We start from the raw sequence: 22,034 nt of genomic DNA, 5'->3' as shown, positions 1-22,034 counted from the left end.
CGTGACGACCGACGCGACCACCGCCGCCGGCCCGGGAACCGTCCGGCGGCTCGCCGGGACGCTGCACCGCAGGCCCAAGCTGCGGCTGACCCTGCTGCTCACGGCCCCGCTGCTGTGGCTGACCGTCCTCTACCTCGGCTCGCTGGCCGTGCTGTTCGTCTCCGCCTTCTGGACGACGAACTCCTTCACCTCGCAGGTGGTGAAGATCTGGTCGACGGACAACTTCCACGAGGTGCTGACCACCCCCGTCTTCCGCCAGGTGATCCTGCGCAGCGTGGGCGTGGCGCTGGCGGTGACCGTGCTGTGCGCGCTGATCGCCTTCCCGCTGGCCCTCTACACCGCGCGCGTGGCCGGGCCCCGCCGGCGCCCGCTGCTCGTGGTGGCGATCCTGACCCCGCTGTGGGCGAGTTACCTGGTGAAGGTGTACGCCTGGCGGCTCATCCTCGCCCAGGGCGGCCCGGCCGACTGGATGCTCGCCCCGTTCGGGCTGAGCGGTCCCGGGTTCGGGCTGCCGGCCACGGTGCTCACCCTGACCTACCTCTGGCTGCCGTACATGATCCTGCCGATCCACACGGCCCTCGAACAGCTTCCGGCGAACCTGCTGGACGCGTCGGCGGACCTCGGGGCGCGCGCGGGGCGGACCTTCCGCTCGGTGGTCCTGCCGATGGTGCTGCCCTCGGTCGCCGCGGGCTCGGTGTTCACCTTCTCGCTCAGCCTCGGCGACTACATCACCGTGCAGATCGTCGGCGGCAAGACGCAGCTGATCGGCAATCTCGTCTACTCCAACATCGAACTCAACCTGCCCATGGCCGCCGCGCTCGGCACCGTCCCCGTGGTCGTGATCGTCCTGTACCTGCTGGCGATCCGCCGTACGGGTGCCCTGAACAGCCTGTAGGAGAAGAGCGCCATGCATCTCAGCCGCACCGCGCGCATCGCCCTGCGCATCGGCGCCGGGCTCGGCTTCGCGGTGATCTACGTGCCGCTGCTGCTCGTCCTCGTCAACTCCCTCAACCCCGACCGCAGCGCGAGCTGGCCGCCGCCGGGACTGACCGGGCACTGGTGGTCGGTGGCGCTGCACAACTCCGGCGCCCGTGCGGCCGTATGGGTGTCGGTGAAGGCGGGGCTCGGGGCCACCGCGATCGCGCTGGTCCTGGGCACCCTCATCGCGTTCGCGGTGGCCAGGTACCGCTTCTTCGGCCGCGGTTCGGTCTCGTTCGTCGTGGTCCTGCCGATCGCGCTGCCGGGGATCGTCACGGGCATCGCGCTCAACTCGGCCTTCAGCACGGTCCTGGAGCCGCTCGGCGTGGGTCTCGGGCTGTTCACGGTGATCGTCGGGCACGCCACGTTCTGCATCGTCGTGGTGTTCAACAACGTCGTGGCGCGGCTGCGGCGGACGTCCGTCTCGTACGAGGAGGCGGCCATGGACCTCGGCGCGACCGGTTTCCGGGCCTTCGCGGACGTCACCTTCCCGCTGGTCCGCTCCGCGCTGCTGGCCGGCGGCCTGCTCGCCTTCGCGCTCTCCTTCGACGAGATCGTGGTGACGACGTTCACCGCCGGGCCCGGCATCGAGACCCTGCCGATCTGGATCTTCGACAACATGACGCGTCCCCAGCAGGCGCCGGTGGTGAACGTCGTGGCCGCCGTGCTCGTCCTGCTGTCGGTGCTCCCGATCTACGCGGCCCAGCGGCTCTCGGCGGACACGGCCACGTCGAGCCGGGTGTGAGGCGGCCTCCCCGCCTCGGGACACGCGCGCGCGACACCCGCCCGGTGCGGGCGCGCCGGTCGGGTTGATGGAAACCTGCGGCCATGAACAACCCTCCCAGCGTCAACAGTTACGTCGACCGTGTCACCGCGGGCCCCGGCGGGGCGATGACCGACGAGATCGGTGTCATCACCGGCGACCTCACCGTCGCGACCATCCTCCTGTCCGACGGCCACAACGTGCGCGTCGCCGTCCAGCACTTCGGCGGCGACACCTGGTACACCCTGGCCGGCAGTCCGGCCCCGGTCCCCGCGGGCCGGCTCGCCGCCTACCACCGGGACCTGCTGGGCCGCATCCGCAGGGGCGGCGGCACCCGCGCCACCTAGGGCGGGCGGACGGAGCACAGGACGGCCGCGTGAGACCGGCTTCACGGGCAACCCGTGATGGCATGAACACGTTAACCATGCGGCCGTCCGAGCCGCTCAGCAGTCCGCAGCCGTCCGCCTCCGTCACCGCCCCGGGGAGGTAGGCGTGCTCTTCCTGGTCGTCGCCCTGCTCCTGCTGGGCATCGTCGTCGGAACGGCCGCCTACCTGCCGTGGCCCGTCACCCTGGTGCTCGGCTCGCTCATCGCCGTCTGGCTGCTCGTCTTCGCGGGACGCGAGCGGCGGCGCCGGCACCGGACGGGGAGGGCATGACGATGCGGCTGACCGCTCCCCCCTCACCCCGGACGGGCCGACGGGACACCGAGGGCATGGCCGTGGCCTCCTTCGTGCTCGGGCTCGTCGGGCTGCTCGTCCTCAACCTCGTCCTCGGGCCCATCGCCATCGTGCTGGCCGTGCTGGCCCTGCGCCGGGACACACCCCGCAGGACCCGCGCGCTGCTGGGTCTCGGGCTGGGAATCGCGGACCTCGTCGTCCTCGCCGTCCTCGCGGCCGCGCAGGGGACGGCGTCCTGGTCCGTCTGGAACAGGTGAGCCGCCCGGACCGGACCCGGGGTTTCGGGGGTGGCGGCCGGGGGAGTCGGTGCGCGTGGTGTCGTATGGACCGGAGCAGCGTGTGTACGTTCCGGCGCTGCGGGCCGACTGGGTGACCCAGGCGTTCGTGCACTGGGCCTACTCCCCCGGCCAGGTGCAGCGCCTGCTGCCGGAGGGCCTGGTCGTGGACACGTACGAGGGGTCGGCGTGGGTGAGCCTCACGGCGTTCGTCATGGCCGGTGTGCGCCCACCGGGGCTCCCCGCCGCCCTGCCCGTCTTCCTGGAGACCAATCTGCGGACGTACGTGCGGGGCCGTGACGGCAGGGACGGCCTGTGGTTCCTGTCCATCGAGGTGGGCTGCCCCGTGATGCTGGCGGCCCGCACGGTGGGGTTCCCCTACCACTACGGACGCCTCGGCTCGTCGCGCCGCCGGGGTGTCCTGACCTACACCGGCGCCCGGTGGGGCCGCGGGCCCGGCTACCGTCTGGCCGTGCGTCCGGGCCCGGCGGTCACGCCGACCCGCCGGGACGTGTGGCTGACCTCGCGGTGGCGGGCCTTCACCCGGAGTTGCGGCGCCCTGTGGGAGACGCCCGTCGAGCACGCGCCCTGGCCGCTCCGTGAGGCGGGCGTCGAGGTCGCCCAGGAGTCCCTCACCCGGGCCGCGGGGCTGCCCCCGCCCACCACGGAGCCCCTCGCCCACTTCTCCGACGGGGTCCACAGAGTGCGCCTGGGCGTCTCCCGCCCGGTACGCTCGTCCCGCGTCCGCCCCGCGGGCGAGGGCGCGAGGGTGCCCGGCGAGACACGGGCATGAGCCCGGTGCCCGGATGCCGGCCCCCGGCCCTGCGGCACGGCGGCTCGCCGCGGCGACCGGTCGGCGGGTGCGGATGAGCCGGGCCGCGAGGGGCCCCACCCGGTCCGCCCGGCTCCGTTTCGACGGGTGGATCGCCGGGGTCGGGACCACGTCCGGGACGCGGCTGGTGCTCGGCCACTGGCCCCGCTCGCCCTTCGGGCCGTTCAGCGACGTGATGCTGGAACGGGCCGACGGCCACCGCCTGCTGCTGGCCCCGACCCGCCAGGTGGCGGATTTCGTCGCCGGCACCTACACCTTCGACGAGGTGCGGGTCGTCCCCGTGCGGGTACGGACCACCGGCGACCAGTGGTCGGTGGCCGCGGATCCCCTGCTCGACCTGCGGTTCACCGTCGGTGGGCCCACCCTCACCGGACTCCTGCTGCGGGCGGTACCCCGGGCACTGGCCACCAGCGCCCTCTGGACGGCGATGACGGATCCGGTCGCCCGCCTGCTGCTGGGCGTGCGCACCCGGGGAACGGCCGGCGGCGGCCGGTACGAGTGGTACGGCGCGCACGATCTGCGGCCGATCACCGCGGCGACCGCCGTCCACGAGGGCCGGGACCTGGGCGCCCCGACCGCGGTCGAGCCCCCCGTGCGGTTCGGCTTCGGCTCGACTCCCCGCACGCCCTGCCTCGTCCGCGTGACGACCACGGTCGCCACGGGCGTCCGCTGACGCACCCTCAGGCGATCCGCCGCGTGCGGCGGTTGACCCCCATGAACACGCAAAAGGCTACTCCCACACCTTGACCGGCGTTTGGTCCAGACCAATCATGGCCTAGACCAATAGCCCCGGCCGGGCCCACCGTGCGACACCCCCGCTCGATCGACCGTCGTTCGCTATCCGGGAGTACCCGATGACACGTCCGAGATCCGTACGCGCCCTGCTCACCGCCGTGGCCACGCTGGCCGCGTCCGCAGGGCTCGCCCTGGGGTTCGGGGGGACCGCGCAGGCGGCGACTCCGCTGCCCGCGCACGTCTTCGCGCCCTACTTCGAGGCCTACAACGGCGACAGCCCCGCCGCGCTCGCCCAGTCCTCCGGATCCAAGTACCTGACCATGGCGTTCCTGCAGACCGAGAAGAAGGGCTCCTGCACGCCGTACTGGAACGGCGACACCGGCACACCCGTGAACTCCTCCGTGTTCGGCGCCGACTTCACCACCATGCGGTCGCGCGGCGGCGACGCCATCCCCTCCCTCGGCGGATACGCCGCCGACAACGGCGGCACCGAGATCGCCGACAGCTGCACCGACGTGAACGCCATCGCCGCCGCCTACGAGAAGATCATCACCACCTACGACGTCTCGCGGCTCGACATGGACGTCGAGGACAACTCCCTCACGAACCAGGCCGGCATCGACCGCCGCAACCAGGCCATCAAGAAGGTCCAGGACTGGGCCGCCGCCAACGGGCGCTCCGTGCAGTTCTCGTACACCCTGCCGACCACGACGACCGGCCTCGCCGACAACGGTCTCGCCGTCCTGCGCAGCGCCAGGACCGCGGGCGCCAAGGTGGACGTCGTCAACCTGATGACGTTCGACTACTACGACGGCGCGACGCACCACATGGCCACCGACACCGAGACCGCGGCGAGCGGCCTGCACGACCAGCTGGCGTCGCTGTACCCGAACCTGTCCGACACCCAGCTGTGGAACATGGTCGGCGTCACCGAGATGCCGGGCGTGGACGACTACGGACCGGCCGAGACCTTCACCACCGCCGACGCCACCACGGTCTACAACTGGGCGGTGTCCAAGGGCATCAGCACCCTCTCCTTCTGGGCCCTCCAGCGCGACAACGGCAGCTGCCCGGGCTCCGGCGCCTCCGACACCTGCTCCGGGATAGCCCAGGACACCTGGTACTTCTCCCACACCTTCGAGCCCTTCACAGGTGGTACGACGACACCGCCCGCCAACGACTTCTCCGTCTCCCTCTCCCCCGCCACCGCCTCCGTCGACCCCGGCGGGTCGGCGACGTCCACCGTGAAGACGTCGGTGACCTCGGGCAGCGCGCAGTCCGTCGACCTGGCGGTGAGCGGCGCGCCCAGCGGCGTGACGGCCACCCTCAGCCCGGCCTCGGTCACCGCCGGGGGCAGCTCGACGCTCACCGTGAAGGCCGGCGCCTCCGCGACCCCGGGCACCTACTCCCTGACCGTCACCGGGACGGCCGGCTCGACCCGGCACAGCTCCACGCTCACCCTGACCGTGAACGGATCCGGTGGCACGGCGGCGCTGGGCAACGGCGACTTCGAGACCGGCTCGCTCGCGCCGTGGACCTGTGACAGCGGTGCCGCGGTGGTCTCCTCTCCCGTGCACGGCGGCAGCCACGCCCTGAAGACCGCGCCGTCCGCCACGCAGACCGGCCAGTGCGCGCAGACCCTCACCCTGAAGCCCGACACGGCGTACACGCTGAGCGGCTGGGTGCAGGGCCCCTACGCCTACCTCGGGGTCAGCGGCGGCGCGACGGCCAGCACCTGGGCCTCGTCCTCGTCCTGGTCGAAGCTGACGGTGCCGTTCACCACCGGGGCCTCCGGCACGGTCACCGTGTACGTCCACGGCTGGTACGGGCAGGGCGCCGTCTACGCGGACGACCTCGCCCTCTCCTGACCCGCCCCCGGGGCCGGATCCGCCAGGTGCTCACCGGGCGGGTCCGGCCGCGGTACGTCCGCGACCCCGTGTTCACCGGGTGGGCCCGGCCGCGCTGATGTGCCCCAGCGTCGACTCGGGGTCCCGCTCCACGACGACATCGCCCAGGGCGACGATCCCGACCACCCGCCCGTCGTCCACGACCGGCAGCCGGCGCAGCGCCTTGCCGCGCATGAGCTGCACGGCCCGGTCCACGTCGTCGTCCGGGGCCACGGTGACCAGCTCGCTGCTGCACGCCTCCGCCACCGTCCGCGCGGTCACGTCCCCGCCCGCGGCGAGTATCCGCACGGTCAGGTCCCGGTCCGTGACCAGCCCGCGCAGCCGCTGACCGGAACAGACCAGCACCGCGCCGATGTCCTCGTCCCGCATCCTGGCGGCCACCTCGCACACCGGGGTCTCCGGCGCCACCGCCACCGGGTTGCCGGTCATGATCTCGCGCACCGCCTGCGCCATGCCGTCCTCCTCCTCGCCCCTCGCCCGCCCGGCCTCGCCACTCAGGTACCCCGCGCACGCCGCGATGCGCCCTCGGCCGACGAGGACGGGAACGAGCCACACCCGCCGCGACCGCAGCGGCGTGAGCAGCGGCGAGGAGCCGTGCCGCCATCGGCCGGAACCGCGGTGAGCGGCACCCTTCCGTAGGCTGAAAAGGCCCGGGGCCCCTCCGGGAGACGTGCCGCAGGCAGGAGAGACGGTCGTGATCGAACTCGCCGCGGTGTTCGCCGTCGCGGGAGCGGCGAGCAACGCCGTCGGCACCGCGTTCCAGCGCAGGGCCGCGTCCGCCAGTAGCCGCGGTGGCCTCCGGCTGCTCGCGGAGCTGGTGCACCGGCCGTTCTGGGTGATCGGCATGGCCGGGGTGATCTGCGCCGCGCTGTTCCAGAGCCTGGCCCTGGTCAACGGCCCGCTCGCGCTGGTCCAGCCGCTGTTCATCCTGGAGCTGCCGTTCGCGCTGCTCGTCGCCGCGCCGCTGATGCACCGGCGGCTGCCCCGCTACGGCTGGTGGGGGGTCGGCGGCTGTGTGGCGGGGCTGGCCGCACTGCTCGTCGCGGCGGCGCCGCACGGAGCGCTCGACCAGGCCCCGCTCACGCGCTGGATCCCGGCCCTGTGCCTGGGCGTCGGCGCCATGACCGCCGCCGTCCTGCTGGCCGGCCGCGGCCGCCCGCCGGCCCGGCGCGCCGCGCTGCTGGCCGTGGCCTCCGCGACGGGCAACGCCCTGACCGCCGCGATGCTCAAGTCGGCGACGGGCACGTTCGCCGATCGCGGCTTCGTGGCGTTCCTGCAGTCGTGGCAGACGTACGGCTTCGCGCTCGCCGGCGTCGCCGCCGTGCTGCTGCTGGAGAACTCGCTCCAGGCCGGCCCGCTGGCCGCGGCTCAGCCCGCGCTGACCATCGGTGACGCGGTGGTCAGTCTCGCCCTGGGCATCACCCTGTTCGACGAGCGGATCCGCACGGGCTGGTGGCTCGTGCCGGAGGCGTGCGGGGCGCTGCTGATCGTCGTGGGCGTGCTGGTCCTGAGCCGGGCCGTCCAGCACATCCACGTCGTACCGGCTCCGGCCCAGGAGGAGGGCGTCACCACCTGAGGCCGCTCAGGGCGCGGCGACCGGCGGGGCTCACCCGGTCGGATGTGAGGGCGCAAGCTCCTTCGACCCTGGTGGGAGCCCGGTCACGCACCGGCGAGCGTGTCGATCCAGGTGCGCAGGCGTTCACCCTGGCCGGCCATCAGGCTCGGGTCGCGCAGGGCGTTGGTGAGGACGGACATGCCCTGGTAGGCGGCGACGAGTTCGACGGCGAGTGCGGGGGCGTCGGCGCGGCCCAGCTGGGCGAACTGGGACTCCACCCAGTCGAGCAGGGCCCGCACGACCTTCGCCGCGGCCAGGTCCAGGCCGTCGTCGCGCTTGTCGAGTTCGGTGGCGAGGGTGCCGAAGGGGCAGCCGAAACGGGCCGCGGTCTCGCGCTGGTCGACCCAGCCGGCGATGAGCGCCTTGAGCCGGTCGGCCGGGTCCGGGAGTCGGTCCAAGCGGTCCGTGAGTTCCGCCAGTTGCTCACAGTGGGCGTCCACCGCCGCCTCGACCAGCTGGTCCTTGGTCTTGAAGTAGTAGTAGACGTTGCCGAGCGGTACCTCGGCCGCGTGGGCGACGTCGCCGAGGGTGGTCTTCTCCACGCCCTGCTCGTGGAAGACCTGGACGGCCGCCCGCACCAGGCGTCGGCGCTTGTCACCCCGGCCGGACGCGCCCGGCCTTCCGGGGCGCTTCGTCCCGATCGACGCGGCAGCTTCTGAGTCAGTCACCTGACTAAGGATAGACACCGGCCGTGGGAGCGCGCTAACGTCTCGACTTAGTTAGTCAACTAACTCACACGGAGGAACTGTCATGATCGTTGTCACGGGCGCCACGGGAAACGTCGGACGCGCACTGGTCGCCGAGCTGCTCGGGCACGGGGAGGCCGTCACGGCCGTGGCGCGGCACATCGGGGACGGAGACGTTCCGGGTGCGCGGGCCGTGGCCGCCGATCTCGGGCAGCCGGAGAGTCTGACGGTCGCCCTGGAAGGGGCCGAGGCGCTGTTCCTGCTGGTCGCGGGCGAGGATCCGGCCGGCATCCTGCGGCGGGCCGGCGCCGCCGGGGTGGGCAAGGTGGTGCTGCTCTCCTCGCAGGGCGTGGGCACCCGGCCCAAGACGTACGCGCACGCGGCGGGCTTCGAGGCGGCCGTGGCGGAGTCGGGGCTGCCGTTCACCGTCCTGCGCTCCGGCGGCCTGGCGTCCAACGCGCTGGCCTGGGCCGAACCGGTCCGCCTGCACCGAACCGCGGCGGCGCCCTTCGCCGACGTGGCCCTGCCGTTCGTGGACCCCGCCGACATCGCGGCCGTCGCCGCGACCGTCCTGCGCACGGACGGACACGACGGCGCGGCCTACACCCTGACCGGCCCCGCGGCCACGACACCCCGGCAGCGCGCCGCGGCCGTGGCCGAGGCCCTGGGCGAGCCGGTGGCGTTCGTGGAGCAGTCCCGCGAGGAGGCCCGCGCCCAGATGCTCCGCTTCATGCCCGCGCCCGTCGCCGACGGCACGCTCGCGATCCTCGGCGAACCCACACCCGAGGAGCAGGCGGTCTCCCCCGACGTGCGGCACCTCCTCGGCCGTCCGGCGGCACCCTTCACCGCCTGGGCGAAGCGCAACGCCGCCGCGTTCCGCTGACCTTCGGGGCAGCCGGGGGCCACCGGCGGGCAGCGTGCGTACGGCCGACCGCGCCAGGCGCGGCGGGAAGCACGGCCGGCCCGCCGAACGCGGCGAAAGGCAGGCCGACCCGGGGGACCGCGGAACGTGCACCGGCCCGGCGGGCGTGGCTGGGCCCACTGGAGGAGGGTGTGCGGCCGCGGTCGGCTCGTGGGGCCCCGGTGGCACCGGGCGCACGTCCGCGCCCAGGCACCCGAACGGACGCCGGGCCGGGTGGCGGACCCCTTTTTGCGCGCCACGCCGACTCAAATATGACAGTTCATATGCTTATCGTCCTTATTGTGCGAGGTGCTGACAGCAACGATCAAGGGAGCGCACAACGCGTCGTGACGGGGCGCGGGTTGGGATGGCGATGAGTGGAATCAGCCGCCGGAACGCGGCACGCCTGGGCCTCGGCGTCGGCGCCGCTGTGGCCGCAACCTCACTGACCCGGTGCGGCGGCGGGGGCGGATGGGGACTCGGCGCGGCGGGCCCCGGCGAGGCACAGGTGGAGCCCCGGCTGATCGGCGACGGCTCGACGTCGTACACCGGACGGCAGCCCAGGCAGCCGGACCCGCCCACCGCGCTCGAACCGGGCGAGACTCCCCCGCAGTTCGTGGTGTTCTCCTGGGACGGCGCGGGCGAGGTGGGCACGGGTCTGTTCCAGCGCTTCCTGGAGCTCGCCCGGGCCCACGGGGCGCACATGACGTTCTTCCTCTCCGGCCTGTACCTGCTGCCGGAGGACAAGAAGCGGCTGTACCGGCCGCCGAACAACCCGGTCGGCGCCTCGGACATCGGCTACCTCACCGACGAGCACCTCAAGGCGACCCTGAAGTACGTGCGCGAGGCGTGGCTCGACGGCCACGAGATCGGCACGCACTTCAACGGGCACTTCTGCGAGGGCCCCGGCTCGGTCGCCAACTGGACCTCGGCACAGTGGCGCTGGGAGATCGAACAGGCCCAGTCCTTCGTCAAGTCCTGGCGGACCCACACCGGTTGGCGGGACAGCCCGCCACTGCCCTTCGACTACGACAAGGAACTCGTGGGCGGCCGCACCCCGTGCCTGCTCGGCCAGGAGAACCTGCTGCCGGTCGCCCGCGCGCTGGGCTGGCGTTACGACGCCTCGTCGCCGGGCGGGGTGCAGCGCTGGCCGCGGAAGCAGGGAGGCGTCTGGGACCTGCCGCTCCAGGGCATCCCCTTCCCCGGGCACAAGTTCGAAGTGCTGTCCATGGACTGGAACATGCTGGCGAACCAGTCCGGGAACTCGACGCGCGCGCCGTCGTACAACTACCCCTACTGGCGCGCCCAGGCGACGCAGTCGTACATGGAGGGCTTCGACCGGGCCTACGAGACCAACCGGGCCCCGCTGTTCATCGGCAACCACTTCGAGGAGTGGAACGGCGGCATCTACATGGACGCGGCCGAGGAGGCGCTGAGGCAGATCGCCGGGCGGCCGGAGGTCCGTCTGGTCTCCTTCCGGCAGTTCGTCGACTGGCTCGACGCCCAGGACCCGAAGCTCCTGGCGCGCCTGCGCACCCTGGAGGTCGGCGAGCAGCCGCCGGGCGGCTGGTCCACCTACCTGCGTGCGGGCAAGGAGACCTAGGGCCTGTCCGACCTAGGGGACGGCCGCCCGGGCGAGGAGACCCGGCGCCCGCGCGGCGGTCAGCCGGCGGCGCGGCGGGCGTACACCTCGATCTCGATCTTCATCCGCGGGTCGGCGAGGCCGCACACCATCATGGTGGCGGCCGGGCGGACCTCGCCGAAGCAGCGCCGCAGCACGGGCCAGCAGGGCTCGAAGTCCGCGCGGTCGGGGAACAGGTAGCGCACGCGCACCACGTCGGCGAAGGTGCACTTCGCCTCGGCCAGGGCGGCCTCGATGTTGCGCAGGCACTGCTCGGCCTGCTCCACCACGTCGTCCGGGATCGTCATGGTCGTGTAGTCGAACCCGGTGGTCCCGGACACGTGCACCTGGTCGCCGTCGACCACCGCACGGGCGTAGCCGATCTGCTCCTCGAAGGCCGAGCCGCCGAGGATCGCGCGTCGCTCTGTCATGTGCGGAACGCTAGGCGGCCGACTTCGATACGTCTAATACAGCCAGGAGCATGAGCTGATATCTCTGAGGATATGGACCGTCCCGAACTGCCCCTGCCACAACTGCACGCCTTCGTCGTGCTCGCCGAGGAACTGCACTTCGGGCACGCGGCCGCCCGTCTGGGCATCGCCCAGCCCCCGCTGAGCCAGCAGATCCGCCGACTGGAGGACAGGGTCGGGCATCCGCTGTTCGACCGGGGGCCGGGGCGGGTCACGCTCACCCCGGCCGGCCGCGCCCTGCTGCCGGCCGCCCGGGCGGCCCTCGACGGGCTCACGGACGGGCTGGCCGCCGCGCGTGCCGCGGGCAGCGGCCGGGCCGGTCGGCTGCGGATCGGTTTCGCCGCCTCCCTCGCCCTGACCGTCCTGCCGGGACTGCTGCGCGACTTCCGGCGGCGGTTCCCCGAGGTGGACCTCGACATCCACGAGATGACCACGGCACCCCAGCTCGACGCGCTGCGGGAGCGGACGATCGACATCGGGCTGCTGCGCGAGCCCCCGCCCGGCGACCCGGAGCTGGACTTCCGGACGGTGCTCAGCGAGCCGTTCGTGGCCGTCCTGCCGTCCGGGCACCCCCTGGCCGCGCGCCGTGCCGTCCCGCTCGGACGGCTGGCCCCCGAGCCCTTCGTCCTGCTGCCACGCGCGGTCGGACCGCGGCTGTACGACCAGATCGCCGGCCTGTGCGCGGAGGCGGGGTTCACGCCCCGGATCTCCCAGCACGCGGTGGAGTGGCAGACCGTGTGCGCCCTCGTGGAGACCGGCCTCGGGGTGTCCGTGGCACCGGCGAGCATCCGGCGCATCAGGCTCAGGGGCGTCGCGTTCCGGCGGCTCGACCCCGGCACCGCCCGTACCCGGGTCGCCGTCGCATGGCGTTCGAACGACCGCGATCCGCTGGTCGGTCATCTGCTCGCGACGGTCGGCGACGCCGGGCCGGAGGCCGCCCGCCGGGCGCTCACCGCTCCGGGCGCACCGGATGGCCGCTCATGATCGAGACGCGGTTGAACGCGTTGATGGTGACGGCCACCCAGATCACCGCCGACACCTGATCATCGGTGAGGACGTCCCGCGCCGCCGCGTACGCCCCGTCCTGCGCCCCGGTGTCCGCGGCCGCGGTGGTCGCCTCGGCGAGGGCCAGGGCGGCCCGTTCGGCGGGGGTGAACAGTTCGGTGTCCCGCCAGGCGGCGAGCACGCCGAGGCGCTGCGGGGTGTCGCCGGCGCGCAGGGCGGCCCGGGTGTGCACGTGCAGGCAGTACGCGCAACCGTTGATCTGGGAGACACGCAGGTTGACCAGTTCCACAAGGGTGCGGTCGAGGCCGGCCTCGGCGGCGGCCGCACGGACCGCCTCGGAGGTCTGCACCAGCGCGTGGTACGCCTTCGGACTCTGCTTGTCGACGAAGATCCGCCGGGTGGTGCCGGCCGTCACGGGACTGGTCAACCTGGACTCCTCCGGGTGCCGCCGCGGCTCCGCCCGTACCGGTGCGCGGGGCCGTCGCCGGGGTTATGATCACATCATAATTGTTGAATCTAAAACTATCATGGATGGGAGGTGGGCTCAGGTGAGCAACACCGAGACGAGGCCCGCCGAGATGCGGTGCGGCTCCGAGGCCGACCGGACGGGCGCGGCGGCCCGGGTGCAGGTGCTCACGCCGCGGGACGTGCCGCTCGGCGGACCGCGCGCGATGACCGTGCGCCGCACCCTGCCCCAGCGGGCCCGCACCCTGATCGGCGCCTGGTGCTTCGCCGACCACTACGGTCCCGACGACGTCTCCCGCAGCGGCGGCATGGACGTGGCCCCGCACCCGCACACCGGGCTGCAGACCGTGAGCTGGCTGTTCAGCGGGGAGATCGAGCACCGCGACAGCCTGGGCAGCCACGCCCTGGTCCGGCCCGGCGAGGTGAACCTCATGACCGGCGGGCACGGCATCAGCCACTCCGAGGTCTCCACGCCCGGCACCACCGTGCTGCACGGCGTCCAGTTGTGGGTCGCGCTCCCCGCGGAACACCGGCACACCGCCCCGGACTTCGAGCACCACGTGCCCGAACCGGTACGGTTCGACGGCGCCGTGCTCCGCGTCTTCCTGGGCTCCCTCGCGGGCGCGGTCTCCCCCGTCCGCACCTTCACGCCCCTGCTCGGCGCCGAGCTCACCCTGGAGCCGGGCGCCGACCTCACCCTGGCCGTCGACCCCGCCTTCGAGCACGGTGTCCTCGTCGACCAGGGCGAGGTCCGCGCCGCCGGCACCCCGCTGCGACCGTCCGAGCTCGGCCATGTGCCCGAGGGCGCCGAGACCCTCCGCCTCACCAACGAGTCCGGCGCCCCGGCACGCGTCGTCCTGCTCGGCGGGCCCCCGTTCGGCGAGGAGATCGTGATGTGGTGGAACTTCATCGGGCGCAGCCACGAGGACATCGCCGAGGCCCGTGAGGACTGGATGACGGGGACCCGCTTCGGCGAGGTGAAGGGGTACGACGGCGACCGGCTGCCCGCACCGGAACTGCCGCACGTTCCGCTGAAGCCCCGGGGAAGGGCGCGCTGACCTCCTCCACACCGGCCGGCCACGGCTGTGCGTCCCCCACTCGTTTGCCCCGTGCAAAGATCCCCGGGCGGATCAGGGCTGGGGACGCTTCAGCGCGATGGGGGCGTGGAGCCCACCCGCGGTGCAACCGTCGGCGTGGTCGAGCGCGGCGTCGGGCATGCCTGCGGCGTGCGGGCGGTGCAGTTCGCGGGTCCGCGACTGCCCCGGCAGAGCGACGGCGCCGCCACGGGGGTCAGGACCAGTCGGCTGCGAGCCTGCCACGCCTCGTGGCTGTCGGGATCCTCGGTCCCGTACGGTGCGGGGGACTGAGCATGGGAGGACATCGGAACTCCTTCCGGCCGTGGGGGCCAAGACACGATGGCACTCCTCTGGCCCCTGGGAGTCACCTGGTCCGTGATGCGTGAACGTCCCCGTCCACGGATGCGGGCGGAGGGGCGGCATCTTCCAAACGGCACGGAGAACGGCAGCCGCCCCTGCGTTTTGTCTCCCGGACATCCGCCTACACAAGGGCCATGAGCGGCAACCTTCGTCCTCCGCCGGGCGGCCCGGCCTGCCGGGTCCCACGGGCGCACGAGGTGGTCGCGGAAACCCGGCTCGGCGCGGGCCCGGAAGCCGTGGCCGTGGACTCCGCGGCGCGCCGCGCCTATGTGGCCTGTTCCCGCGACAACGCGGTCGTCGCCGTGGACGTGGACCGGTGCGTCCCGCTGTGGCGGGCCGACGTGGGCAGCGAACCGATCCCGATCGTGCTGGACCTGCCGAGCGGGCGTCTGTTCACGGCCGACGCCCGTTCCGACACGGTCACCGTCCTCGACGCCGGCACCGCCGCGCGGATCGCCCGGATCGGGGTCGGGCCGGACGCCTACCCGGCGGGCCTCGGACACGACCCGCGGCGACGGCGGGTCTTCTGCGGCAACACCGCCGCGGGGACGATCACCGCCATCGACGCCGACCGCCTGGAGGTCATCGGCACGATTCCCGCGGAGATCGGCGCGGGCAGCATCGCCGTGGACGCCCGGCGGGGTCGCGCATACTGCGCGAACTTCATGGCCGGCTCGCTGACCGTGTTCGACACGGAGACCCTCCGCCCCCTGCGGCGGATCGCCGTCGGTGAGGGACCCTGCAAGGCCGTCGTCAACCCCGTCACCGATCACCTGTACGTGGCCGGGTCCCTGCACGGCACGGTGCTGCGCCTCTCCCTGGCGACCGGACGCCCGGTGGACGAGCTGCGGGTCGAGCAGGCCCCGGTCGGCATGTGCGTCTCCCCGGACGGCGGGCGGTTGTACGTCTGCAACAGGGGCGCCGGTACCGTCAGTGCCCTCGACACGGCCAGTGGGTCGGAGACGCACCGGATCACCGTCGGCCACGGCCCCGGTGACTGCCACCTCGACGCGGCCTCCGGGCGACTGCTGGTGTCCAACGCGGGAAGCGGCACGCTGACCGTGGTGGACCGGCCCTGGCTGCCCGGACCCGTGCGCCCCCCGACCCATCCGGCGGTCGGCCGCGGGCTTCCCGGCTTCGCGCTGCCCGACGCCCGGACCGGCCGGGTGCGCACCACACGGGAGTGGGCGGAGAAGCGCTACGTGATCAACTTCTTCGCCAGCTGGTGAGGCCCGTGCAACGCGGAGGCGCCGGTTCTCGAGGCACTGCGCCGCCGTACCGCCCGGTCCGGGCTGGACATCGTCCTGATCAACGTGTGGGAGACACGCCACGCGCGCGACGAGGCGCTCACGTTCGCCGAGGTGTGGAACGTGGACGGCCCGATCCTGCTGGACGAGTCGGGCGACTACGCCGCCGCGCTCGGCATCAACGGCGTCCCCACGAACGTACTGGTCGACGCCCGGGGAATCGTGCGCGCGGTCGGCGCCGTGACACCGGCCGAGCTGGACCGGGCCGTCGCCGAACTGCTGGCCCGGTGACCCTCACGAGTTCCTGTCGGACCGGTTCCCGCCGCCGTCGTTCGGCGGCTGCCCGAAGGTCACCCGGATCTTCTGGAAGCCCTTGAAGGCCTCGGTCGCGGCGTACGACCGGTAGGCGCGGCGGTCGCCCGCACTGAGGTTCACCTTGTCGGTGAACGGCGTCAGCAGGCTCCGCGGCCACAGCCGGAGCAGCCGTACGGAACCGACCTCGGCCGCCGTGAGGAAGATCAGCGCCCCCACGTACAGCCAGGCGATCAGCCCCAGGACGATGCCGAACAGGCCGTAGGTGGCCGTGGCCCCGCGCAGCACGTGGCTGACGTAGTAGGTGCCCACCCACTGCAGCCCCTGCCACGCGCAGGCGGCTCCCACGGAGACGCTGACGAGCCAGCGCCAGTGCAGCGTCCGATGGGTGAGCAGGCGGTAACTCAGGAGCAGCAGTCCGGTGTTGAGGCACACGGAAGCCACCGTGGCGGCGATCCAGGTGCCGCCCCGCAGCCGCGCGCCGAACACGTATGTCTGTGAGGAGGCCACCGACAGCAGGGTGAACGCGCACAGCCCGAGCGCCAGGATCAGCAGGAACAGCAGCCCCCTGAGCCGTGAGCGGAACGGGTCCGCCCGGGCGTGCCGCGGGACCGCCCAGATCTTGTTGAGGGCGTACTGGGCGGCCTGGGCCACGCCCAGCGAGCCGTAGATGCTGCCCGCGATGCCCACGGCGAGTGCGGCTCCGTTGCCGTGGAAGGAGTGGATGTTGCCGACGATCTGGTCGCCGATGACGGGGAACTTGCTCAGGGCCGAGTCCAGGACGCGCTGCCGCAGACCGGGATCGTTGCTGAGGAAGGTGCTCAGGACGGCGACGAGGATGAGCATCAGCGGGAACAGGGACAGGAAGCCGTAGTAGGTGAGGACGGCCGCGAGGTACAGGGTCTGGTCGTCGAAGAACTTGTACACGACGGCGAGCGGCAGGCCGACCCAGCGGTGCCCCCTCTGGTAGCGGTCGAAGCGCTCGTGCGGCCTCACGGTTCGCGCCTGCGCCGGGGCCGGTGGGAGGTCATTCCTCGTCCCGACGGGCGATTCGTGCGTTGTGCCACGCGATGGCGCGCCGGATCTCCGGCTCGTGCAGACCGGTCCGGCAGCCGAGCTCCACGAAGGTGAGGACGGGCGGGCCGCTGGTCAGAGCGCGGGTGATCTTCGCCGCCCAGAGCTCCTCGCGGAGGAACGGGCGGTGCCGGTAGATGTCCCACATGACCTCGAAGTGGGCCTGTCCGCACGCCGTGATGAGCCGGAGACCGTCGAACCAGCTTCCGTGCGGGTCGGCGCAGGACGAGTCGGGTACGCGTCCGCGCACCGCCTCGCTCTCCGGGAAGGTGGCCCCGCACAGGTCGCACAGCTCCAGAGGAGCCTGCTCCGGCTGCCCCTTCTTCCTCTTCCATGCTCTCATCGTGTCTCGCCACCGCCCGTGGAGTGTCGGCCGTGGACGCCGTCGAGCCCGGCTCCCGGGTACGGCGGGTCGCGGTGGGTACCCGAGAGTCGCCGTCCGGGTCGCGAGCTGGGCAGCGTGCCGCGTACGGTTTCCGGAGTCTCCCTTCGGTCCGCCCCTGAAACGGGCGGGCACGATCTTCACCCGGGTGCCGTGCGGCGCCGCCGATCGTCTCGCCCCGGCTCGCGGGGGTGTGGTGTGCCAGGGAACTCACCTGCCGCTTCCGCCGAGGGTGCCGACCGCATGCCGTAGTCAGGGTGCCCTCGGCGAACGTCGGCATGCGGCGGGCGGCGGATCTCGTCGGCCGCCCGGTTCCGGTGGTCTGCCACGGAAGAGGCCGGTGCGGGCCGCCCGTTGGCCCAGCCGGGCGAAGTGCCGGAGCGGGTTCCTCAGCGCGGCGCGGACATGCGCTCGGTGCCGATGACCGACAGCAGCCGCAGTGCCTCCTCGGAGGGCGAGCCGGGGACGGCGGTGTAGATCACGACCTGCTGGTCCCGGTCGGTCAGGTCGAGGGCGTCGCAGTTGACGGTGACCGGGCCCACCAGCGGATGCCGGAACGTCTTTTGGAGGGTCGGTTCCGTGTCCACGTCGTGGGAGGCCCACAGCCGGGCGAACTCCTCGCTGCCGGAACGGAGTTCGCGGACCAGCGCGCTCACCTCGGGGTCGTCGGGGTAGCGGGCGGCGGTCGTGCGCAGGCGCCGTGCCGCGTGCCGCGCGAACGCGTCGGAGTCGGACACGCCGTAGAGCCTGCGCCCCTCGGGGTCCGGTTCGAGGAAGGCCCGTCGGGCGAGGTTGCGGTCGCGTCGCGGCAGGGCCGAGAAGTCCTCCATGAGGGCGGTCGCCAGCTCGTTCCAGGCGAGCACCTCCAGCGTGGCCGACGTGACGAAGGCCGCGGACAGGGGAAGCCGGTGCACCAGGTCGAGGATGCTCTGGCGTACCTCGCGCGAGGGTCCGGACGCGGGGGCCGGCGGGGCGCCGGCCAGCTGGTGGAGGTGGTCGCGTTCGGCGTCCGACAGCCGCAGCGCCCTGGCCAGCCCGGTCAGCACCTCGCGCGAGGGACGCGGGCCGCGGGCCTGTTCCAGCCGGGTGTAGTACTCGGCCGAGATGTACGCCAGCGCCGCCACCTCCTCGCGGCGCAGCCCCGGTGTGCGGCGGCGCGGCCCGGCGGGCAGTCCCACGTCGGCGGGCCCGATCCGCTCGCGCCTGCTGCGCAGGAAGGCCGCCAGTTCTCGTCTGTCCACCTCCCCAGTGTGCGCGTCGCGGGAGCGGCCGATCCAGGTACTCCCGGTGCCTGGATGGGGCCGGCGGGCACGCGCAGGCTCGCCGCCATGGACAACACACACACCACCGCGACTCCCGCCGGCTCCGCGCTCGGCCTGCTGGCCGGCAAGGTCGCCTTCGTCACCGGGGCCGGACGGGGAATCGGAGCGGCCGCGGCGCGCCTGTTCGCCCGGGAGGGGGCCCGGGTGCTGCTCGCGGCCCGTACGGAGGCCCAGCTGAAGACGGTGACCGAGGAGATCCGGGCGGCCGGCGGCACCGCCGACCACGTCGTGTGCGAGCTGGCCGACGCGGCGAGCGTGCGCGCCGCCGTGGACCGCGCCGTCGAGCTGTACGGCCGTCTCGACATCGCCTTCAACAACGGTGCGACGATCCAGCCGCCCGGCCCCATGGACCGCCTGCCGGAGCCGGAGTTCGACCGGCCGTACGAGGTGAACCTGAAGGGTGTCTGGCTGGCCATGGCCGCCGAGGTCGCCGCCGTCCGGGCCACCGCCGGGGCGGGCGCCATCGTCAACAACTCCTCCGTCGGCAGCCTGCGGGGCAACCCCGAACTGCCGGTGTACGGCGCGCTGAAGCGGGCGGTCAACAGTCTCACCGAGTCGGCGGCCGTGACGTACGGTCCGGAGGGCATCCGGGTCAACGCGATCGCCCCGGGCTTCACGCTGACGGAGATGACCAGGACCTGGGAGGCGGCGACTCCCGGTCTGCGGGAGCGGATCACGGCGGTCAGCCCCCTGCGCCGGGCGGCCGACCCGGAGGAGATCGCCCAGGCCGCCGCATGGCTCCTGAGCGACCGGTCCTCCTTCGTGACCGGCGCGGTGCTGCCGGTCGACGGCGGCGCCCGGGCCTGATCCGGCGGTGCCCGCCGTCCCGTCGTACGGCGGGCAGCCCGTCGCCGGCGGGCGCAGGCGGCCGACCGGCTCCGAGGGGGCGTGGCCTCACCCGGGTCAGCCGAGGCCGAGCACGCTCATGGTGCGCTCGGCCATGCGCTGCTCGCCGAGTGCGTTGGGGTGGACCGGGACGATGTTCCGCCCGAACAGCAGCGGCTCGATCCACCGGGTGCCGACGGCCTGGCACGCGTCGTGCCCCGCGGAGGCCTGGGAGAAGTCGACGTACGTGGCCCCGGTCTCCTCGGCGGCGCGCTGGACCACGGCGTTGAGATGGGCCTGGATGGCGTGCAGGTACGGCACGTCGCCGGAGGCGATCGGCATCTTCGCGAAGCAGGACGGGTCGGCCGTGGCGGGCGTGATCCAGGGGTAACCGAGCACCGCCACCCGGGCGTTGGGCGCCTTCGCCGCGACTGCCCGCAGCGCGGACTTCAGCGCGGGGTAGGTGTTGGCGTCGATCGCGTCGTCGAAGGAGCTGCCGTAGGTGTCCTTGCAGGGGCTGCCCTTGCCTCCGCCGAGGATGCCCGCGGCGCCGCAGGACACCAGGGCGTTGATGAAGGTGCCGTTGTCGTTGCCGCCGATCGTCATCGTCACCAGGTCGGTGTTCGCGGTGACGGCGTCCGCCTGGGGCGCCACGCCGGGGTACTGGGACTGGGTGAAGTCCTTGGTCTGGGCGGCGCCGCAGGTGACGTCCGTCAGCCGGGCTCCCGTGCGGGCGGCGATGACGTGCGGGTAGTCGGCGGTGGAACGCAGGCAGATCAGGTTGCTGGTGTCCACGGGCAGGACACCGGAGGCGGCGCTGTAACTGTCGCCCAGGGCGGCGTAGTTCAGGGGTGCAGTGGCGTGGGCGGGGGCAGCGGTCAGGCCGAGGGCCAGCGCACCGGCGAGGGCGGACGTCGCCGCGACGGCACGGCGCAGGGCGGGGATGGGCATGTGCTCCCTCTTCTCGGGACGGGGACACGGAGCATGCGGGCATGGCGGTGCCCGGGCATGTGCTGGTTCGCGAGGGGTACGGCGGCTCGGAGCAGGGGGAAGTACCGGCCGCCGGGGCGTGGACGTGGGGGCACGCCCGCCGACGGCCGCGATGTGCGGATGGCGGGATTACCGTGGGGTTCTACCGATAGGTAATGTGCGGGCGCCGGAACGGCGAGTCAACATTGTTGACCGAACTTCTTGAAACGCCCACCAAATCCGCGTCGCCAACACCTTTGCCCAGTAAGGGGGTTGGCGTCTCTCGGTGGTCCGGGGCGCCGCCTATGCTGACCGCATGCCGCAGACCGGACCCGGCGCCACCACGCGCGAGGCCATCCGTACCGCCGCCACCCGGCTGTTCCGGGACCAGGGGTTCGCGAGGACCACCGTCCGCAGGATCGCGGCGGCCGCCGGGGCCGACCCGGCGCTGGTGATCCGCCACTTCAAGAGCAAGGAACTGCTGTTCCTGGAGACGATGCACCTGACGATCGACGACGAGCCGCTGCTCGACGTCCCGTTGGAGCGGCTGGGCGAACGGCTCGCCACGCTCCTCCTCGACCTCGACGGCGCCGCGCGCGGCATCTTCCTGGCGCTGGTGCACGGCAGTACCGAGCCGCAGATCCTGGGCCGGCTGCGCGAGACCCACGAGAGGGTGTTCGTCGAGCCCCTGCGCAAGCGCCTGTCGGGCCCCGACGCCGACCTGCGCGCGCGACTGGCGGCGGCGCTGGCGGGAGGACTGCTGTACGCGCTGTGGGTGGCGAGGGACGAGAGCCTGCTGGAGACGGACCGCAGAGCCCTCGTCGCACGCTACGGAGCGCTCTTCCAGGAGGTCCTGACCCCGCGGGCGTCCGCGTAGCCGGAAGGAGGACTGCGCCGCCCGTCACCGCGGGCGTCAGGAGGACGCCGCGGCCAGAGCCGAGAGCGTCTCGAAGTCCCAGGTGAGGGCGCCCGAGCGGATGTCGGAGGTGACCGCGTCGAGCCAGTTCAGCTCCGCGGTCAGCACGGCACGGCGGTACTCGTCCTCCAGCATCGTGATCCGCGGCAGCGCGAGCTGCCGGGCTCCCTCGGTGGCGGCCTCCAGCTCGGCCAGCCACGCCCGGACCTGTGCGGCGCGGGCGGAGAGGTCCGCCGCCACCTCCTCCGGCAGCAGCATCATCGTGAAGGAGAGCGCGGCGGGGAACTCCGGGTACTCCGCGCGCGGCGCGGCCAGCATCTCGCGCAGCCACTCACGTGTCGCCGCGCGGCCGGCGTCCGTCACCTCGTACACCGTGCGCTCCGGGTACTGCTGATCCCGGCTGGTCTCGCGGACCGCGATCAGTCCCGCGTCGAGGAGCCGGTCGATGGTCCGGTACAGGCTCGCCCGCTGGCTGACGTTGACGACCTGGTCCTTCCCCCACTGCTTGATCAGCCTCTGGATGCCGTACGGGTGCAGCGGCCGCATGTGCAGGAGCGACAGGACGGTGAGGCCGAGAGGGGAGCTGCGCATGCCCTGATCCTACCCGAGACAATCCTCAA

25 protein-coding genes and 1 pseudogene are annotated in these 22,034 nt (G+C 72.9%); 17 read left to right on the top strand and 9 right to left on the bottom strand.

Annotated features, from left to right (window positions below; translation table 11 throughout):
- Nucleotide 1 precedes the first annotated feature (1 nt).
- The 8 genes from ACZ7FF_RS12845 to ACZ7FF_RS12810 all read left to right on the top strand — a co-directional run bounded on the left by ACZ7FF_RS12845 (nucleotide 2) and on the right by ACZ7FF_RS12810 (nucleotide 6,129).
- Complete coding sequence (locus tag ACZ7FF_RS12845; RefSeq protein WP_470811875.1) at nucleotides 2-895, top strand: ABC transporter permease; 894 nt, start codon at nucleotides 2-4, stop codon at nucleotides 893-895.
- A 12-nt stretch (nucleotides 896-907) separates the two neighbouring features.
- Complete coding sequence (locus ACZ7FF_RS12840) at nucleotides 908-1,723, top strand: ABC transporter permease (protein WP_470811874.1); 816 nt, start codon at nucleotides 908-910, stop codon at nucleotides 1,721-1,723.
- Nucleotides 1,724-1,806: 83 nt separating this feature from the next.
- Nucleotides 1,807-2,088: a hypothetical protein gene (locus ACZ7FF_RS12835; RefSeq protein WP_470811873.1), complete on the top strand. Its 282-nt coding sequence runs from the start codon at nucleotides 1,807-1,809 to the stop codon at nucleotides 2,086-2,088.
- A gap of 145 nt (nucleotides 2,089-2,233) precedes the next feature.
- Nucleotides 2,234-2,398 carry a hypothetical protein gene (locus ACZ7FF_RS12830; RefSeq protein WP_470811871.1) on the top strand — a complete coding sequence of 55 codons (165 nt, stop codon included), beginning with the start codon at nucleotides 2,234-2,236 and terminating at the stop codon, nucleotides 2,396-2,398.
- Between the two features lie 2 nt (nucleotides 2,399-2,400).
- Complete coding sequence (locus ACZ7FF_RS12825; RefSeq protein ID WP_470812241.1) at nucleotides 2,401-2,676, top strand: DUF4190 domain-containing protein; 276 nt, start codon at nucleotides 2,401-2,403, stop codon at nucleotides 2,674-2,676.
- Between the two features lie 55 nt (nucleotides 2,677-2,731).
- Complete coding sequence (locus ACZ7FF_RS12820; RefSeq protein ID WP_470811870.1) at nucleotides 2,732-3,487, top strand: YqjF family protein; 756 nt, start codon at nucleotides 2,732-2,734, stop codon at nucleotides 3,485-3,487.
- A 73-nt stretch (nucleotides 3,488-3,560) separates the two neighbouring features.
- Entirely contained in the window at nucleotides 3,561-4,199 is a 639-nt protein-coding gene (locus tag ACZ7FF_RS12815) for a hypothetical protein (protein ID WP_470811868.1), read from the top strand.
- A gap of 181 nt (nucleotides 4,200-4,380) precedes the next feature.
- Entirely contained in the window at nucleotides 4,381-6,129 is a 1,749-nt protein-coding gene (locus tag ACZ7FF_RS12810; RefSeq protein WP_470811866.1) for a carbohydrate binding domain-containing protein, read from the top strand.
- Between the two features lie 72 nt (nucleotides 6,130-6,201).
- On the opposite strand, the gene ACZ7FF_RS12805 is transcribed toward ACZ7FF_RS12810, so the two are convergent.
- The gene (locus tag ACZ7FF_RS12805) at nucleotides 6,202-6,621 is read right to left on the bottom strand and encodes a CBS domain-containing protein (RefSeq protein ID WP_470811865.1); all 420 of its coding nucleotides are present in this window, start codon (nucleotides 6,619-6,621) and stop codon (nucleotides 6,202-6,204) included.
- 241 nt (nucleotides 6,622-6,862) lie between these two features.
- Here ACZ7FF_RS12805 and ACZ7FF_RS12800 point away from each other — a divergent pair, with 241 nt between their 5' ends.
- Nucleotides 6,863-7,744, top strand: coding sequence for a DMT family transporter (locus ACZ7FF_RS12800; protein WP_470811863.1), 882 nt, complete (start codon nucleotides 6,863-6,865; stop codon nucleotides 7,742-7,744).
- A gap of 83 nt (nucleotides 7,745-7,827) precedes the next feature.
- Here ACZ7FF_RS12800 and ACZ7FF_RS12795 read toward each other — a convergent pair whose 3' ends face one another.
- A complete protein-coding gene (locus ACZ7FF_RS12795; RefSeq protein ID WP_470811861.1) occupies nucleotides 7,828-8,451 on the bottom strand; it encodes a TetR/AcrR family transcriptional regulator in 624 nt (207 codons plus the stop codon).
- Between the two features lie 82 nt (nucleotides 8,452-8,533).
- Here ACZ7FF_RS12795 and ACZ7FF_RS12790 point away from each other — a divergent pair, with 82 nt between their 5' ends.
- Nucleotides 8,534-9,352 (top strand): NAD(P)H-binding protein, encoded by an 819-nt coding sequence (locus ACZ7FF_RS12790; protein WP_470811859.1) that lies wholly within the window; start codon nucleotides 8,534-8,536, stop codon nucleotides 9,350-9,352.
- A gap of 391 nt (nucleotides 9,353-9,743) precedes the next feature.
- Entirely contained in the window at nucleotides 9,744-10,973 is a 1,230-nt protein-coding gene (locus ACZ7FF_RS12785) for a polysaccharide deacetylase family protein (protein ID WP_470811858.1), read from the top strand.
- Nucleotides 10,974-11,032: 59 nt separating this feature from the next.
- On the opposite strand, the gene ACZ7FF_RS12780 is transcribed toward ACZ7FF_RS12785, so the two are convergent.
- Nucleotides 11,033-11,422, bottom strand: coding sequence for a RidA family protein (locus tag ACZ7FF_RS12780; RefSeq protein WP_470811856.1), 390 nt, complete (start codon nucleotides 11,420-11,422; stop codon nucleotides 11,033-11,035).
- A gap of 72 nt (nucleotides 11,423-11,494) precedes the next feature.
- On the opposite strand from ACZ7FF_RS12780, the gene ACZ7FF_RS12775 reads away from it, so the two are divergent.
- Nucleotides 11,495-12,445 carry a LysR family transcriptional regulator gene (locus tag ACZ7FF_RS12775; protein WP_470811854.1) on the top strand — a complete coding sequence of 317 codons (951 nt, stop codon included), beginning with the start codon at nucleotides 11,495-11,497 and terminating at the stop codon, nucleotides 12,443-12,445.
- Here the strand turns inward: ACZ7FF_RS12775 and ACZ7FF_RS12770 are convergent.
- Nucleotides 12,411-12,893, bottom strand: a complete 483-nt coding sequence (locus ACZ7FF_RS12770) for a carboxymuconolactone decarboxylase family protein (RefSeq protein ID WP_470811852.1) — start codon at nucleotides 12,891-12,893, stop codon at nucleotides 12,411-12,413. The two genes, ACZ7FF_RS12775 and ACZ7FF_RS12770, sit on opposite strands and share 35 nt — an antisense overlap.
- Nucleotides 12,894-13,014: 121 nt before the next feature.
- Here ACZ7FF_RS12770 and ACZ7FF_RS12765 point away from each other — a divergent pair, with 121 nt between their 5' ends.
- From ACZ7FF_RS12765 to ACZ7FF_RS12755, 3 genes and pseudogenes are all read left to right on the top strand, one after another.
- Nucleotides 13,015-13,989: a pirin family protein gene (locus ACZ7FF_RS12765; RefSeq protein WP_470811851.1), complete on the top strand. Its 975-nt coding sequence runs from the start codon at nucleotides 13,015-13,017 to the stop codon at nucleotides 13,987-13,989.
- Between the two features lie 512 nt (nucleotides 13,990-14,501).
- Entirely contained in the window at nucleotides 14,502-15,596 is a 1,095-nt protein-coding gene (locus ACZ7FF_RS12760; protein WP_470811849.1) for a YncE family protein, read from the top strand.
- 12 nt (nucleotides 15,597-15,608) lie between these two features.
- Nucleotides 15,609-15,905 (top strand): annotated as a pseudogene (locus tag ACZ7FF_RS12755) (TlpA family protein disulfide reductase); the annotation flags it as partial.
- A gap of 3 nt (nucleotides 15,906-15,908) precedes the next feature.
- Here ACZ7FF_RS12755 and ACZ7FF_RS12750 read toward each other — a convergent pair.
- From ACZ7FF_RS12750 to ACZ7FF_RS12740, 3 genes are all read right to left on the bottom strand, one after another.
- Nucleotides 15,909-16,922, bottom strand: a complete 1,014-nt coding sequence (locus tag ACZ7FF_RS12750; RefSeq protein WP_470811848.1) for a YihY/virulence factor BrkB family protein — start codon at nucleotides 16,920-16,922, stop codon at nucleotides 15,909-15,911.
- Between the two features lie 31 nt (nucleotides 16,923-16,953).
- Entirely contained in the window at nucleotides 16,954-17,343 is a 390-nt protein-coding gene (locus ACZ7FF_RS12745; RefSeq protein ID WP_470811846.1) for a hypothetical protein, read from the bottom strand.
- A 428-nt stretch (nucleotides 17,344-17,771) separates the two neighbouring features.
- Complete coding sequence (locus ACZ7FF_RS12740) at nucleotides 17,772-18,623, bottom strand: helix-turn-helix transcriptional regulator (protein ID WP_470811844.1); 852 nt, start codon at nucleotides 18,621-18,623, stop codon at nucleotides 17,772-17,774.
- An 87-nt stretch (nucleotides 18,624-18,710) separates the two neighbouring features.
- Here ACZ7FF_RS12740 and ACZ7FF_RS12735 point away from each other — a divergent pair, with 87 nt between their 5' ends.
- Complete coding sequence (locus ACZ7FF_RS12735) at nucleotides 18,711-19,511, top strand: SDR family NAD(P)-dependent oxidoreductase (protein WP_470811842.1); 801 nt, start codon at nucleotides 18,711-18,713, stop codon at nucleotides 19,509-19,511.
- Between the two features lie 96 nt (nucleotides 19,512-19,607).
- On the opposite strand, the gene ACZ7FF_RS12730 is transcribed toward ACZ7FF_RS12735, so the two are convergent.
- A complete protein-coding gene (locus ACZ7FF_RS12730; protein WP_470811840.1) occupies nucleotides 19,608-20,480 on the bottom strand; it encodes an SGNH/GDSL hydrolase family protein in 873 nt (290 codons plus the stop codon).
- A gap of 334 nt (nucleotides 20,481-20,814) precedes the next feature.
- Between ACZ7FF_RS12730 and ACZ7FF_RS12725 the strand changes: the two genes are divergently transcribed.
- Nucleotides 20,815-21,375, top strand: a complete 561-nt coding sequence (locus ACZ7FF_RS12725) for a TetR/AcrR family transcriptional regulator (protein WP_470811838.1) — start codon at nucleotides 20,815-20,817, stop codon at nucleotides 21,373-21,375.
- 36 nt (nucleotides 21,376-21,411) lie between these two features.
- On the opposite strand, the gene ACZ7FF_RS12720 is transcribed toward ACZ7FF_RS12725, so the two are convergent.
- Nucleotides 21,412-22,005, bottom strand: a complete 594-nt coding sequence (locus ACZ7FF_RS12720; RefSeq protein WP_470811836.1) for a PadR family transcriptional regulator — start codon at nucleotides 22,003-22,005, stop codon at nucleotides 21,412-21,414.
- Nucleotides 22,006-22,034: the final 29 nt, after the last annotated feature.

This window comes from Streptomyces sp. NPDC037126, assembly GCF_055605965.1.
Note: the sequence above shows the minus strand (reverse complement) of the source record. Positions and strands in the feature narration are given on the sequence as shown.